Annotated in this window: 10 protein-coding genes; 5 read left to right on the forward strand and 5 right to left on the reverse strand. The window is 52.0% G+C overall.

Annotated features, from left to right (window positions below; genetic code table 11):
* The first annotated feature begins 325 nt into the window (after positions 1-325).
* The 4 genes from QCD60_RS25130 to QCD60_RS25145 all read left to right on the forward strand — a co-directional run bounded on the left by QCD60_RS25130 (position 326) and on the right by QCD60_RS25145 (position 4,862).
* The gene (locus tag QCD60_RS25130; protein ID WP_279789584.1) at positions 326-1,255 is read left to right on the forward strand and encodes a lysylphosphatidylglycerol synthase transmembrane domain-containing protein; all 930 of its coding nucleotides are present in this window, start codon (positions 326-328) and stop codon (positions 1,253-1,255) included.
* Between the two features lie 73 nt (positions 1,256-1,328).
* Positions 1,329-2,393 (forward strand): glycosyltransferase family 2 protein, encoded by a 1,065-nt coding sequence (locus QCD60_RS25135; RefSeq protein ID WP_279789586.1) that lies wholly within the window; start codon positions 1,329-1,331, stop codon positions 2,391-2,393.
* Position 2,394: 1 nt separating this feature from the next.
* Positions 2,395-3,987 (forward strand): glycosyltransferase family 39 protein, encoded by a 1,593-nt coding sequence (locus QCD60_RS25140; RefSeq protein WP_279789589.1) that lies wholly within the window; start codon positions 2,395-2,397, stop codon positions 3,985-3,987.
* 14 nt (positions 3,988-4,001) lie between these two features.
* A complete protein-coding gene (locus QCD60_RS25145; RefSeq protein ID WP_279789591.1) occupies positions 4,002-4,862 on the forward strand; it encodes a phosphatase PAP2 family protein in 861 nt (286 codons plus the stop codon).
* Between the two features lie 90 nt (positions 4,863-4,952).
* Here the strand turns inward: QCD60_RS25145 and metH are convergent, their stop codons facing one another.
* Positions 4,953-8,663, reverse strand: coding sequence for a methionine synthase (gene metH / locus QCD60_RS25150; protein WP_279789593.1), 3,711 nt, complete (start codon positions 8,661-8,663; stop codon positions 4,953-4,955).
* Between the two features lie 197 nt (positions 8,664-8,860).
* A complete protein-coding gene (locus QCD60_RS25155; protein WP_104154103.1) occupies positions 8,861-9,469 on the reverse strand; it encodes a tRNA-(ms[2]io[6]A)-hydroxylase in 609 nt (202 codons plus the stop codon).
* A gap of 467 nt (positions 9,470-9,936) precedes the next feature.
* On the opposite strand from QCD60_RS25155, the gene acnB reads away from it, so the two are divergent.
* Positions 9,937-12,513, forward strand: a complete 2,577-nt coding sequence (gene acnB, locus QCD60_RS25160) for a bifunctional aconitate hydratase 2/2-methylisocitrate dehydratase (protein ID WP_279791068.1) — start codon at positions 9,937-9,939, stop codon at positions 12,511-12,513.
* An 84-nt stretch (positions 12,514-12,597) separates the two neighbouring features.
* Here acnB and QCD60_RS25165 read toward each other — a convergent pair whose 3' ends face one another.
* The 3 genes from QCD60_RS25165 to QCD60_RS25175 form a co-directional block, all read right to left on the reverse strand.
* Positions 12,598-13,395, reverse strand: coding sequence for a hypothetical protein (locus QCD60_RS25165; protein WP_279789596.1), 798 nt, complete (start codon positions 13,393-13,395; stop codon positions 12,598-12,600).
* A 521-nt stretch (positions 13,396-13,916) separates the two neighbouring features.
* Positions 13,917-14,447 carry a DUF1311 domain-containing protein gene (locus QCD60_RS25170; protein WP_279789598.1) on the reverse strand — a complete coding sequence of 177 codons (531 nt, stop codon included), beginning with the start codon at positions 14,445-14,447 and terminating at the stop codon, positions 13,917-13,919.
* A 22-nt stretch (positions 14,448-14,469) separates the two neighbouring features.
* Positions 14,470-14,667: a hypothetical protein gene (locus QCD60_RS25175; RefSeq protein ID WP_279789600.1), complete on the reverse strand. Its 198-nt coding sequence runs from the start codon at positions 14,665-14,667 to the stop codon at positions 14,470-14,472.
* Positions 14,668-14,783 lie beyond the last annotated feature (116 nt).

A 14,783-nucleotide genomic window follows, 5' to 3' on the forward strand; every position in this document is an offset into this window, starting at 1 on the left:
CGACTTATTAAAGTCGTTTTCAACCTGTAACGTCAACGTATTTTTTCATTATGATAATTAACCAAAAACAATAGCTGCATTAATGCACATCACGACAGCAGCTGACACTATGTCGCCAATCCGTCATCATGGCAACCTAGGCTAAACAGCCTCAGGAGCGTATCAACGATCTGACAAGGTATTTACGATCAGAGAAAGTTGCAACGATCGCCGCTGTTGAGAAACAGGAAGACGATGAGATGCTGATATAACCTGTCCCGCCCACCCCACGACTGTCTCACAGCGGAAAACCGCAGGCAGTTTACTGGCAGTAAAGATCAACGCAATGAAGCAAATCATGCAGTGGTGCCTGGCGATTGCCCTTTGTCTGGGCCTGATTCTCTGGGTTCAATACGATCTTGGCTGGAACCGAGTGCTGGCTGCATGGCAGTTGTTACCACCGGCGCAGGTCGGCGTTTTTGTCTGCCTCACCTTACTCAGTTACCTGCTGCGCGCCTATCGTGTTTTCTACTTGCTGGGCCGGACAGCCGGACACCCTTTCCCTTCCTATATCCGTATCAACTTTCTGCACAACGCCCTTAACATTCTGATCCCCATGCGTCTGGGCGAGGCCTCCTTTCCGGTCCTGATGAAGCGTACGTTTGCCATGCCCTACAGTCAGTCCGCCGTCGGGCTGTTGTGGTTACGCCTGATGGATCTGCACTGGTTATTGCTGCTGTTGTCCCTGATGCTTTGTATCAGTTTTGGCTGGATATTTACCCTGCTACCCGTGGCCTTACTGATGACCCCTGTGCTGGCGCTGCACCTGCTGCACCTGCACCGTAATCAGCTTATTAGCAGCGATCTGCCGGGTTCATCTTTGCGGCGACTGGTTGTGCGCCTGCTGAGCTACCCGGTTCCTTCCAATGCTCAGCTTACCCGACTCTATCTGATGACAGCCGGGCTCTGGAGCCTGAAACTCGCCGTGCTGACCCTGCTGATGCTGAGTTTTGTGCCGATCGCTCCGCTGCAGTGCCTGCTTGCCGTTATCTCTGCTGATATCAGCAGCGTATTACCCATTCACGGGCTGGGTGGAAGCGGCACCTTTGAGGCCGCTATGGTATTTGCTCTGGCACCCTTCGGGGTCGCGACTTCGACGACCCTGCTGGCGGCCGTCAATGTGCACATCTATATGCTCAGTGTCATCCTCCTGACCGTGCCTATAGCGCTGCTGATCACCCCCACCGCCAGGGGCACTGTCAAGATTCATCCATAAATACGTAATGTTCATTTAATGTTGGCTTGGTATCTGTCAGCACATCATTTGCTGTTGGAAGATACCTGTCGCCATGACGCTCGCTTCACGCCCTTCTCTGTCGATTGTCATTCCCCTCTATAAAGAGGCACTCAACATCACCGCCATGCTGGCGATGGTGTCATCAGCCATGGAAGGCTACCGCGGACAATGGGAAGTCATATGTGTGGATGATGGCAGCCCTGATGGCACTGCCAGCGCTCTGCACGAAGCTCAGACGCAATACGGTAAGCATGTCTGCATTGTTGAGCTGCAACGCAATTTTGGCCAGACGGCAGCCATGCAGGCAGGTATTGATCAGGCGCGGGGCGAGCTGATTGTCACTATGGACGGGGATCTACAGAACGATGCCGCTGACATTCCGCGCATGGTCGATGAGTTACTGGAACGTGATCTCGACCTGCTGCAAGGCTGGCGGAAGGACAGACAGGATGCCGCCCTCAAGCGCAAACTCCCTTCCCGTCTGGCCAATGCCCTGATTGCCCGCATTACCGGCGTACAGCTGCATGACTATGGTTGCAGCCTGAAGGTGTATCGCGCCCACATTCTCAAACAGATTCGTCTCTACGGTGAAATGCATCGCTTCATCCCGGTATGGGTGGCAGGTGTTACTGCGCCTCATCGCATCGGCGAAACGGTGGTACGCCATCATGCTCGCCAGTTCGGTCAGTCAAAGTACGGTCTCAGCCGCACCTTCAGAGTCATCATTGATCTGCTGTCCGTGTTCTTTTTTCTGCGCTTTCGTGCCAGACCCGGGCACTTCTTCGGCTCCATTGGCCTGGCCGTTGGCACCCTCGGAGGTCTGATGATGACCTGGCTCCTGATGGTGAAATTCGTCCTGGGTGAAGACATTGGCCATCGTCCACTACTGATCGTCGCGGTTCTGCTGATTCTGATGTCATTGCAGTTCCTGACCTCAGGTATTCTCGCCGAGATGCTCAGCAGGACCTTCTATCAGGCGGCGGATGGCCGCCACTTTGTTGTCCGCCAGACCAGTACTGCACAGTTCGCACAGGGATGGCAGCCAAACGTTCCGACGTCTGCCCCTCCCTCTTCCCCTGTCGCCGCGCAGTCACGCTGCGCTGAAGAGGAAAGTTAAGGTGAGAACACAACACCCATGGTGGCCGCTGGCATTAATGACGCTTTATGTCCTCGCTGCATTCAGCCTGGGATTAGGCAACGTACCTCTGTTTGACGTTGATGAAGGCGCCTTTTCCGAAGCGACACGCGAAATGATCCACTCTGGCATCTGGTCGGCGACCTATCTGGATGGGGTGCCGCGTTATGATAAACCCATTCTTACTTACTGGTTTCAGGCAGCGAACGTCCTGCTGTTTGGCCTGAATGAGACCACTTTGCGCCTGCACTCTGCCCTCAGCGCCATCGGATGGGCAGCCAGCATCTATTACTTCAGCAAAGAGTTCATCAACCGGCGCAGTGCCATGGTGGCTGTACTGATTTTCAGCTCAACCCTCTGGATCATGCTGATTGGCAGAGCCGCAACAGCCGATGCACTGCTGAATCTGTTCATCGCCCTGAGTTTCTTTGACCTTTATCGCTACCAGTCATCCGGCAAAAAAACGCTACTTTACCGTACCTGGCTCTGGCTGAGCCTGGGCATGCTGACCAAAGGTCCTGTTGCCGCGGCAATCCCCTTTGTAGCCAGTCTGATCTGGTTCACCAGCTATGGTCGTCTGCGAGACTGGTCAAAGGCGGTGCTCAATCCTACTGGCTGGCTCATTCTCGCCGTAGTGCTGGTGCCCTGGTTGATTCTGGTATGGCAGCAACAGGGTATGGGCTTCTTCAGGGGCTTCCTGATCGGGCACAACCTCAACCGTCTGACCAGCACCATGGAAGGACACGGCGGCCACTGGTATTACTACCTGCTGGTACTGCCGCTGATTATGCTGCCTTACACCGGTGCCCTGCTGACACTTTTACGCCATGGCTGCTCACTGTGGAAACGGCCTCTGGAGCGCCTGCTGATTATCTGGTTTGCCGTGGTCATGGTGCTTTTCTCCCTGTCACAAACACAGCTGCCCCACTACATCCTCTATGGGGTGACTCCTTTGATTGTGCTCATGGCCAAGTATCGGCAGGTCATCATTCGGCGCTGGCAGCTGCTGCTCCCGATCCTCTTCTTTGCCTTGCAGATTGGTCTGGTGCTCTATGCACCTCACCTTGGCAGCAGTCAGCACAATGCCTATCAGCGACAGATGCTGTCTCAGGCTCCTGAAGTACTGAATCAGGGTTATCTGCTGATGGCGGCGCTGCTGACCGGACTGACAGCCCTGCTGTTCTGGCCACCTTCCGCCTTGAGGAGACTTGCCCCCTGGCAGCGTCTTACCACAGCCGGCTTATTACAGACGCTGTTCGCCAGCCAGCTGCTTCTGCCAGCGATTGGCCATCTGCAGCAAACTCCCGTCAAGCAAGCCGCTCTGCAAGCCCGGCAGCTACAAACCTCAACCGTGGTGGCCTACAAGATCCATATGCCGAGCTTCAGCCTCTACCGCGGTGCTCCCACACCGTCAGGCGATCCGCAGGCTGGTGATGTGGTACTGACCAAAGCGGATCATCTGCCCGAACTGCTGGAGCGTTTTCCAGCGGCAGAGGCAACCATTCTTTATCACCAGGGTGGCATTGTGCTGGCACGCATGCCCGCCTCCCCTGCCACTCTCTCTCAGCGTCAGTGAAGGAAGACTTCGCCATGTTGATGAACCTGCTGAACACACATCCCGTTGATACTTCACGCCTGTCTCCTGCAAACCGTCACACCGACGGCTACCTGTATCGCATACCTCCGGTACTGCTCATCGTCGCCTTGCTGCTTTGGGTAACTCAGGGATATCACTGCTTGTTTCTCGGACTCAATGCGGTCGGCCGCTGGATACCGGATGCTTTCTGGCAAACCATGACGGAGGTGGGTGATGCACGCGTCAGCATGACCATCCTACTGCTGTTTGCCTTTCGCCATCCCCGGCTGCTGCCCGCCACACTGATGGCTGCTGTGATGGCCACACTTGCAGTACAGCTGACCAAACACGGTCTGCCTGTTTCGCGCCCTGCCGGAGTATTTCCGCTGGAGCAGCTGCATATCATTGGCCCGACCCTGACGGCTGGCAGCTTCCCCTCAGGTCATACCGCTACCGCCGGTGTTCTGGCGGCCATGCTGATCAGCATCAGTCGCCAGCCATGGCAACGCATTGGCGCGCTGATGTTATTAAGCCTAGTGGGATTAAGCCGGGTGATGGTGGGTGCGCATTGGCCTATCGATACCCTGATAGGTGCGGCCATTGGCATTCTGGCAGGCATCGCAGGCCTGGCCATAACTGAACGTTATCGACTGGGCAGCCATGCCTGGAGCCAGTGGACGCTGATCCTGTTCATGCTGTACGCCGGTATGTACACCTTCTTCAATGCGTTTCCGCAGAATGAGGTGCACCATACTCTAAAGTTCCTTGGGCTGGCGGCACTGACGACCTATCTGTACCAACTGGTGGGGCATCTGGGATTTTTCGAGCAGGCCGAAGACGACGTACTGCCATCAGCAAAAGGCAGCCTTAACTGACTGCCACAATCAACCAATCAAAAAAACAACAAAAAAGCGGAGCCTTTCGGGCTCCGCTTCTTCACAACGGTTCGAGGTTGCCGGGCTCAATCAATCCTCAGGCTCATAGCCCAGATTGGGTGATAACCAGCGTTCGGCAACGCGTTTTTCCATGCCGGTGCGGTGTGCATAGTCTTCCACCTGATCTTCACTGATCTTGCCAATGCCGAAATAACCAGACTGCGGGTGGCTGAAATACCAGCCGGAAACGGCCGCGGTGGGGAACATCGCCATGGACTCGGTCAGGCTGATCCCTGCTTTGGCTTCCGCATCCAGCAACTGCCACATCAGTTTCTTTTCAGTGTGGTCGGGGCATGCTGGATAACCGGGAGCAGGCCGAATGCCCTGGTATTTTTCCCGGATCAGATCTTCATTGCTCAGGTTTTCTTCAGGCGCATAGCCCCAATGCACCTTGCGCACCTGCTCATGCAGGTACTCGGCAAAAGCCTCTGCCAGACGGTCTGCCAGCGCTTTCAGCATGATGCTCCTGTAGTCATCATGATCTGCTTCGAATTTGGCAACCCAGGGATCAATCCCTTCACCAGCGCAGACGGCAAAGGCGCCGATGTAGTCCACAGGGCCGTCTTCGGGGGCGACATAGTCAGAGAGGCAGTGGTTATATTTGCCAGCAATCTTCTCGGTTTGCTGGCGCAGATGATGCACCACCATACGTTCCTCTGAACGGGTCTCATCCGTCCAGATAACGATGTCATCACCACGGCGGTTCGCCGGAAACAGCTCAAACACTGCACGGGCCGTCAGCCATTTTTCACTGATGACCTGATCCAGCATGGCGTTGGCATCGGCAAATAGCCGTGTGGCCTCCTCGCCAACCACTTCATCGGTGAGAATACGTGGATATTTGCCCGCCAGCTCCCAGGAAGCAAAGAACGGTGTCCAGTCGATATAGTCTCGCAATACCGCCAGATCCAGTGATTCAATAACCTGCAATCCCAGCTGCCTCGGGACAGGCGGCTGATAGGCTGGCCAGTCGATAGGCTCCGGATTATTACGGGCCTTCTCCAGTGTCACCCGACGCGCATCGCCACGCTTGTTACGATGACGCTCACGCAGCTCTTCATATTCCGTTTGTACTTCTTTGACGAAACGGTCGTGATGGACCTTGCTCAGCAGCTGGCTGACCACTCCTACGCAACGGGATGCGTTAGGTACATAGACCACCTGATTATTCTGGTAGTTCTGGTCAATCTTCACCGCGGTGTGAATCTTCGAGGTCGTAGCGCCGCCGATCAGCAAGGGAATATCGAAACCCTGACGCTGCATTTCCTTGGCCATGTGAACCATTTCATCAAGGGACGGCGTGATCAAGCCTGACAGTCCGATAACATCCACCTTCTCTTCCCTGGCAGTACGCAGGATTTTCTCGGCGGGAACCATCACACCCAGATCGATAATTTCGTAGTTATTACACTGCAGTACGACGCCAACAATGTTCTTGCCAATATCGTGGACGTCCCCTTTAACGGTGGCCATCAGCACCTTGCCAGCAGCGCTGGACGTACCGGCCAGCTCCTGATTCTGACGTTTTTCTTCCTCGATAAAGGGCATCAGATAGGCCACCGCTTTCTTCATGACACGCGCTGACTTCACCACCTGCGGCAGGAACATCTTACCGGCGCCAAACAAATCGCCGACGATCCCCATGCCGTCCATCAACGGCCCTTCAATCAGTTCAAGTGGACGGGAGAAATGGTGACGAGCCTCCTCCACATCCTCATCAATAAAGTCGGCAATCCCTTTGACCAGTGCATGCGACAAGCGCTTGTTGACCTCCCAACTACGCCATTCCTGATCCTGTTTGTTGTCAGCCGCCTCACCAGTGCTGTTGTATCGCGGCGCAATATCCAGCAGGCGTTCGGTCGCATCGTCACGACGGTTCAGTACGGCATCTTCCACCGCATCACGCAGCTCGGCCGGAATATCTTCATAAATCGCCAGCTGACCGGCGTTGACAATACCCATCGTCATGCCTTCACGGATGGCGTAATAGAGGAACACCGAGTGAATGGCTTCACGTACCGGATTATTGCCGCGGAAGGAGAAGGATACGTTGGAAACACCGCCGGAAATTTTGGCATAGGGCAAGGTCTGCTTGATGATGCGGCAGGCCTGGATGAAGTCAACGGCGTAGTTGTTGTGCTCTTCAATCCCGGTAGCGATAGCGAAAATATTCGGGTCGAAGATGATGTCTTCAGGCGGGAAGCCCAGCTGCCTGGTCAGAATATTGTAGGAGCGGGTACAGATTTCGATCTTGCGCGCTTCGGTATCAGCCTGCCCGACCTCATCGAATGCCATCACGATCACCGCAGCGCCATAGGCGCGTACCAGTCTGGCCTGATGGATAAACTTCTCTTCACCTTCCTTGAGGGAGATGGAGTTGACGATACCCTTGCCCTGAATGCACTTGAGGCCTGCCTCGATAACCTCCCACTTGGAGGAGTCGATCATGATGGGCACTTTGGCAATGTCAGGCTCACCGGCGATCAGATTGAGGAACCGTACCATGGCCGCTTCCGCGTCCAGCATGCCCTCATCCATGTTGATATCGATGACCTGAGCACCGTTTTCAACCTGCTGACGGGCCACAACCAGCGCCTCATCGTAAAGGCCTTCCTTGATCAGGCGTTTAAACATGGCCGAACCGGTAACGTTGGTACGCTCACCGACGTTCACGAACAGGCTGTCCTCGGCAATCGTCACCGGCTCCAGACCAGCGAGACGGCATGCAGGCTCGATCCTGGGAATCGCACGGGGTGTCTTGCCAGCCACAAAGTCAGCAAAGGCTTTGATGTGCTCCGGTGTCGTACCGCAACAACCACCCAGAATGTTGATGAAACCTTCATCGACCCACTGCCCTACTTCAGAGAGCATTTCCTCTGGTGTTTCGTCGTATTCACCAAACTCGTTGGGCAAACCGGCATTGGGGTGAGCGGATACATACGTTGCCGCCACACGGCTTAGCTCTTCAATGTACTGGCGCAAATCCTTGGGACCGAGGGCGCAGTTCAAACCGACCGACACCGGATCAGCGTGAGCGACAGAATTGTAGAAGGCTTCGGTGGTCTGTCCGGACAGAGTACGGCCGGAGGCATCTGTGATGGTGCCGGAGATCATGACCGGCAGCTCAACACCCTGCTTCGCGAAATACTGACGGCAGGCGAAGATGGCGGCCTTGGCATTGAGGGTATCGAAGATCGTTTCGATCAGAATCAGATCGGAGCCGCCTTTGACCAGCGCATCAATCGACTCGGTGTAGGCTTCCACCAGCTGATCAAAGCTGACGTTGCGATAGCCGGGGTCATTCACATCCGGTGAAATGGAGGCAGTACGGTTGGTCGGGCCAAGCACCCCCGCCACAAAGCGGGGTTTGGCCGGGTTGGCCGCCGTAAACTCATCGGCCAGCTGACGGCAGAGGCGCGCAGCCTCCAGGTTAATCTCATGGGACAACGACTCCATGTCGTAGTCAGCCATAGCAATACGGGTAGCATTAAAGGTATTGGTTTCGAGAATATCCGCACCGGCTTCCAGATAAGCTCGATGAATAGCGGAAATTACCTCGGGCTGCGTCAGCACCAGCAGGTCGTTATTACCCTTGATGTCTTTGTGCCAGTCGGCAAAGCGCTCACCACGAAAGGCCTCTTCTGCCAGCTTGTACTGCTGGATCATGGTGCCCATACCACCATCCAGAACGAGAATACGTTGAGATAGCGCTTGCTTGATATCTGCACGTTGTACTGTCACGGCTGTCTTCACTCTCACTACTGCTATTCTTATCCGGGCTATCGACAGCCAACGCTGTCACTGACTGATAGCCCCTTTACGGCCAGGCATGGCAGTGTATGTCAGGCCTTTGCGGAAGTCCGCTTCACCTATATAACGTTTTTCGCGTCATTACCGGATCTGGCTATATGGCCACCACCGATCGCAACTACCTGCATTCAGGCAGCGATAGGCGTACCGCTATGAAAACGGAACTGCTCGTCGCCGGACAGAATCAGCTCAGCTTCAATATCGGCGAAATAGGCCACACGCTCATCAATTGGCGCTTTAGCGTAAAGCCGCGCCAGTTTGAGGTAATTAAGGTAATGGCGCCCTTCACTTTTCAGCAGGCTGGTATAAAAAGCGCCCAGCTCCTCATCCAGATGAGGGGCAATCCTGGCAAAGCGTTCACAGGAGCGCGCCTCGACATAAGCACCGATAATCAGCACATCAATCAGGCGCTGCGGCTCCTGCTTACTCATGTGATCACGCAGGCCCGAGGCATAACGGGCAGCAGTCAGGTGACGAAATTCGATACCACGTTTGGTCATCAAATGCAGAACCTGCTCAAAGTGGACCAGCTCTTCACGCGCCAGACGGGCCATTTTGATCAGCAGCTCAGTTCGATCGGGATAGCGATACATCAAAGACATCGCCGTGGCAGCAGCTTTCTGCTCGCAGTGAGCGTGGTCGATCAGCATGGTTTCCTGATCGGCTAACGCAGCGGCAATCCAGCTATCGGGGGTTTCACAACGCAGGAAACCACGAATTGATTCAAGTGCGTCCATTGTCTTCCAATTGCATGCAAATTGGCGGCGAGTATAGCGGAAAACTGGAATATTTTCTGTCGGCTTCTATCCTTTTTAACGCCTGTTGGACGTGCGATGAGCAGACTGCATAGCCGTTGGAGTTTGTAGTGCCGTACCCCAAAAACAAGGGGCATCTATACCCAAAGTCTAAACTTCCGCATTGTCGACAATGCTTAACTTAATCACGGGATTGAGTTAAACTGCGCCGCACCCAATCAGACGCTTTGGGGGCATCTCCAAAAACCAGCATTAATCGGCTTCGCAGCGAGCCTAGAGCACGGCATGGTAGGTTTTTGGAGGTGTCCCACAAAGGCTGACCTTTCACGCTATGGATGAGTTTTCTATTACATAGCGTGAAGGGTTGAATTTGTACCAAGGCGTCAATCCCGTCATCGTTCAACCTGTGTTGAGCGGTGATTGCAAATACAATTGATGAGGGCTATACCGTGCTTGAAGCTTATCGTAAACACGTTGAAGAGCGTGCTGCCCTGGGGATTCCTCCCAAGCCCCTGGATCCTGAACAGACAGCCGCACTTGTCGATCTTCTGAAAAATCCACCTGCCGGTGAAGAAGACTATCTTCTGGACCTGATCACCAACCGCGTTCCCGCCGGTGTTGACCAAGCAGCCTATGTGAAAGCCGGCTTCCTGGCCGCCATCACCAAAGGCGAAGCCAGCTCTCCTCTTATTGATAAAGTTCACGCGACCAAACTGCTGGGCACCATGCTGGGCGGCTACAACATTGAGCCCCTGATTGCCTGCCTGGACAACGCTGAACTGGCACCGACTGCTGCCAAAGCACTGTCTCACACCCTGCTGATGTTTGATGCCTTCCACGATGTACAGGAAAAGGCAGAAGCAGGTAACGAGCATGCCAAACAGGTTCTGAACTCCTGGGCTGAAGCCGAGTGGTTCACCAGCCGCCCAGCGCTGGCTGACAAGATCAGCATGACTGTGTTCAAAGTACCTGGCGAGACTAACACTGACGACCTGTCACCTGCTCCTGATGCCTGGTCACGTCCTGACATTCCTCTGCACGCTCTGGCGATGCTGAAGATGCCTCGCGAAGGCCTGGATAAACCACTGGAAACTATCGTTGAGCTGAAGAAAAAAGGCTTCCCTGTTGCTTACGTTGGCGACGTGGTAGGTACTGGCTCTTCACGTAAGTCTGCGACTAACTCTGTGCTGTGGCACATGGGCGATGATATTCCCTTCATCCCCAACAAACGTGACGGCGGCTTCTGCCTGGGTAGCAAAATTGCTCCGATTTTCTTCAACACCATGGAAGATGCCGGTGCACTGCCTGTTGAAGTAGACGTTTCCAATATGGAAACCGGCGACGTTATCGACGTTTATCCCTATGAAGGCAAAGTAACCCGTAACGACAGCGAAGAAGTGATTGCCACTTTTGAACTGAAGTCTCAGGTTCTGCTGGATGAAGTACGTGCGGGTGGCCGTATCAACCTGATCATCGGCCGTGGTCTGACTGCCAAAGCGCGCGACGCTCTGGGCCTGCCTCAGTCCACGCTGTTCCGTACCCCAGATCAACCTGTTGACTCTGGCAAAGGCTACTCACTGGCACAGAAAATGGTGGGCCGCGCTTGCGGCGTAACCGGTATCCGCCCTGGCACCTATTGCGAACCCAAGATGACCACCGTTGGTTCTCAGGACACCACTGGTCCAATGACCCGTGATGAACTGAAAGACCTTGCGTGCCTGGGCTTCTCTGCTGATCTGACCATGCAGTCCTTCTGCCACACCGCGGCCTATCCCAAGCCCGTAGACGTAGATACTCACCACACTCTTCCTGACTTCATCATGAACCGTGGCGGTGTGTCACTGCGTCCTGGTGACGGTGTTATCCACTCCTGGCTGAACCGCATGCTGTTGCCTGACACTGTAGGTACCGGTGGCGACTCTCACACCCGTTTCCCTATCGGTATCTCCTTCCCGGCAGGTTCTGGTCTGGTTGCCTTCGCTGCTGCGACCGGCGTTATGCCTCTGGATATGCCTGAGTCTGTACTGGTTCGCTTCAAAGGCGAAATGCAGCCTGGCATCACCCTGCGTGATCTGGTTAACGCCATTCCTTACGCAGCCATCCAGCGTGGCCTGCTGACCGTTGAGAAGAAAGGCAAGAAGAACATCTTCTCTGGCCGCATTCTTGAGATCGAAGGTCTGCCCCAGCTGAAAGTTGAGCAGGCATTTGAACTGTCTGACGCCTCTGCTGAGCGCTCTGCTGCTGGCTGTACCATCAAGCTGGATAAAGAGCCCATCATTGAGTACATCAACTCCAACATCACCATGTTGAAGTGGATGATTTCTCAGGGTTACGGCGATGTACGTACTATCGAGCGTCGTGTTAAAGCGATGGAAGAGTGGCTGGCCAACCCAGTCCTGATGGAAGCCGATGCTGATGCCGAATACGCAGAAGTGATCGACATCGATCTGGCTACTATCACTGAACCGCTGCTGGCCTGCCCGAACGATCCTGATGACATCAAGCCGCTGTCTGAACTGGCTGGCGACAAGATTGATGAAGTCTTCATCGGCTCCTGCATGACCAACATCGGTCACTTCCGTGCCGCAGGCAAACTGCTGGAAGCCAATGGTGGCGCTGTTCCTACTCGTTTGTGGATCGCTCCTCCGACCAAAATGGACCAGTTCCAGCTGACTGAAGAAGGCTACTATGGCATCTTCGGCCGTGCCGGTGCCCGCACCGAAATGCCCGGCTGCTCACTGTGCATGGGTAACCAGGCACGTGTAGGCGATAACACCACCGTGGTTTCCACCTCAACCCGTAACTTCCCCAACCGTCTGGGTAATGGTGCCAATGTGTACCTGGCCTCTGCGGAGCTGGCGGCTGTTGCAGCCATCAAGGGCAAGCTGCCTACCGTGGCGGAGTACATGGAAATTGCTCAGAAGATCGATACCATGGCATCTGATGTCTACCGTTATCTGAATTTCCACGAAATCGAGTCTTACAAAAAAGCAGCTGCCTCAGTTATTCCAACTGTTGCTGCCTGATTTGGCGTAAGCACTTAATTAAAAAGCGGACCTTCGGGTCCGCTTTTTGTTTGTACTAAATCGTTTATATATTCGACGACTGGGTTATTCCTTTCCGAGTAACCAGTTATCATCAATATATCTTTCCCACTCAGCTTTCTTGTACTCTCCACTGTTAGAATCGCCATCATATTTAAGACCACCCACTAAAGCTCGGCATGACACGCCATTTACATCACAAATTTTAAGCTTCAGTCTAATATCCTTAAAATTTTGATTTGCACTATCATCCATACTTAAGTACAGCTTCCCAACTTCAGTACTACTTATCATGCTTTGATCACAACCAACCTCACCTTGTTTTAACAAGGTATGAAAATACTCTGTTGGCACATCACGTAATACTGGCCGCACTTTATCATGTTCACGTATAAATAGACTCAGAGGCCTACCAATAACATTCTCCGTACAAGATGTGGCATATTGCAAACCGAGCCTAACGCCAAATGCCCTTACCTTCTCATTCAGTTCATAGTTAGCAGTGTCTATCCATATAGATTTTTTATCTAAGCTAACACCATTATCTAAATACAGCTTGCTGCTGTATGCTCTTGACCAATCTATCCCTGCCCCTACATCTTTCACCAAAACTATATATTTATATTCATCTTTATTGATTTTCGATGCAGAAACTAGCGCAACAATCTCCTCACTTATATCTTCCGGCTTCGTCTTACAGGCAATATCAAGTATATAGTCACCACTTTTTTTAAGATCACTGTCTATCGCCGATATAATACTTGCTGAACAGGACTGGTCTGCATATAAATAACCACTAAAAATACTGCACAATAGACCTATACTTAAGACTAGCTGTAAATGTAGCTTACGTTTCATGTCCATGCACATCCACCATACTCATGATTGAAAATTGAAGTTATCTCATCTTTAAATTTTTCTCGGTTTGGCAGCTGATGTAGTGCAGTATTAATTTTTTTCTGTAACGTCTCTTACACTATCGCTCTCATCTGCTACTAAACCTATGTTATTTTTTTCCAGTACCATGCTCCTGAATGTATTGCCACACTCAGATCATCACAAAGCAAATCAGGATTACTCAATACATCCACACCAGAATCAACTTTAAATTTTTCATAATTAGAAAAACGAGTAAGGTGTAATAACCCATGCCCTCTATAATCCTTCCGTAGATAACAAGAGTTAAATGACTACCTGTAAAGTAACAGGCTTATTGGAAATAACTCTTAATAGGCTATTTATAGCGCCTGACAGGTTTCTATACTGAACAGCCCTTCTCATTAACTAATGCGACAGCCTCGAGCATCCACTTCGCGGAGCGGATCGACGAGTATGTCGAACTGTGAATATTACTGACACAGAACTATGAACAGCCTCTATTTCATTCATGGAGTGCTCATTCTCTCCTTACAGAACTCCTTATCAAATCCTTCAATGACACTATCTAAACTACGACAGTTATTGTCGATATATTCATTTTCAAGAGTGGTTTTTTTTCTCTGTTTTCCATAAAAACCTGCTCTCAGGAAAGAGCCATACACATAGTTAATACTATTGCGAAAGTCAGAATCATAAATCATTCTCAGCTCTATACTCCTGGCTGAACTCATATGAGATAAACACAAGGCTCTATTTATTTTTGACTCTTCCCCAGTGTCGCTGGGTTTATATGCCGCATCCGAACACTTTTCATCTCTATATTTAATCCAAAGCTTCTGAACTTCCTTTACTTTCAAAAATTTTTCGTCAGACAAGAATGCTCTGACTTTTTTATATTCGGTATTAAGTCGGTCATCCTCGTTTTTGTATGACTCTATTGCATTATCAAAAATACAAATATTGGTTTTGCATTCGCCAGCCATGCAAAAGTAAGGAAGAGAAAGAATAGAAAACAGCATAAATTTTATTTTCACCATTATTCTCCATAATGCGGACACTTCAAACCTTTTTCAAAAAAACGGCCCCCTTTTCCCGCCGCATTAGTAATCCTTTAACACTGTCATCACCTATCCAGATTCTTTTCATACTTCTAATCTTATCTGGAATATCAATTTCAGGTCCTGATTCTATAAGCTCTTTTATTTCTCTCGTTTCCCGCTTTGGCTCAGGAATAGATGAATTTTGATTGTCAGTCAAACCATTGTCACGATTAATTATAAGGGGAAATATCGTTCCCTGATTTAGCGTAAACGCTTAATAAAAAGCGGACCTTCGGGTCCGCTTTTCACATCAACTCTGCCTCATTTTAAAAA

Source organism: Pokkaliibacter sp. MBI-7, assembly GCF_029846635.1.
Lineage (GTDB): Bacteria > Pseudomonadota > Gammaproteobacteria > Pseudomonadales > Balneatricaceae > Pokkaliibacter.

Coding starts and splice junctions, on each gene's coding strand:
- QCD60_RS25145 (WP_279789591.1), top strand. CDS start 4,002: ATGTTGATGAACCTGCTGAACACACATCCCGTTGATACTTCACGCCTG.
- QCD60_RS25155 (WP_104154103.1), bottom strand. CDS start 9,469: ATGGACGCACTTGAATCAATTCGTGGTTTCCTGCGTTGTGAAACCCCC.
- QCD60_RS25165 (WP_279789596.1), bottom strand. CDS start 13,395: ATGGACATGAAACGTAAGCTACATTTACAGCTAGTCTTAAGTATAGGT.
- QCD60_RS25170 (WP_279789598.1), bottom strand. CDS start 14,447: ATGGTGAAAATAAAATTTATGCTGTTTTCTATTCTTTCTCTTCCTTAC.
- QCD60_RS25130 (WP_279789584.1), top strand. CDS start 326: ATGAAGCAAATCATGCAGTGGTGCCTGGCGATTGCCCTTTGTCTGGGC.
- QCD60_RS25135 (WP_279789586.1), top strand. CDS start 1,329: ATGACGCTCGCTTCACGCCCTTCTCTGTCGATTGTCATTCCCCTCTAT.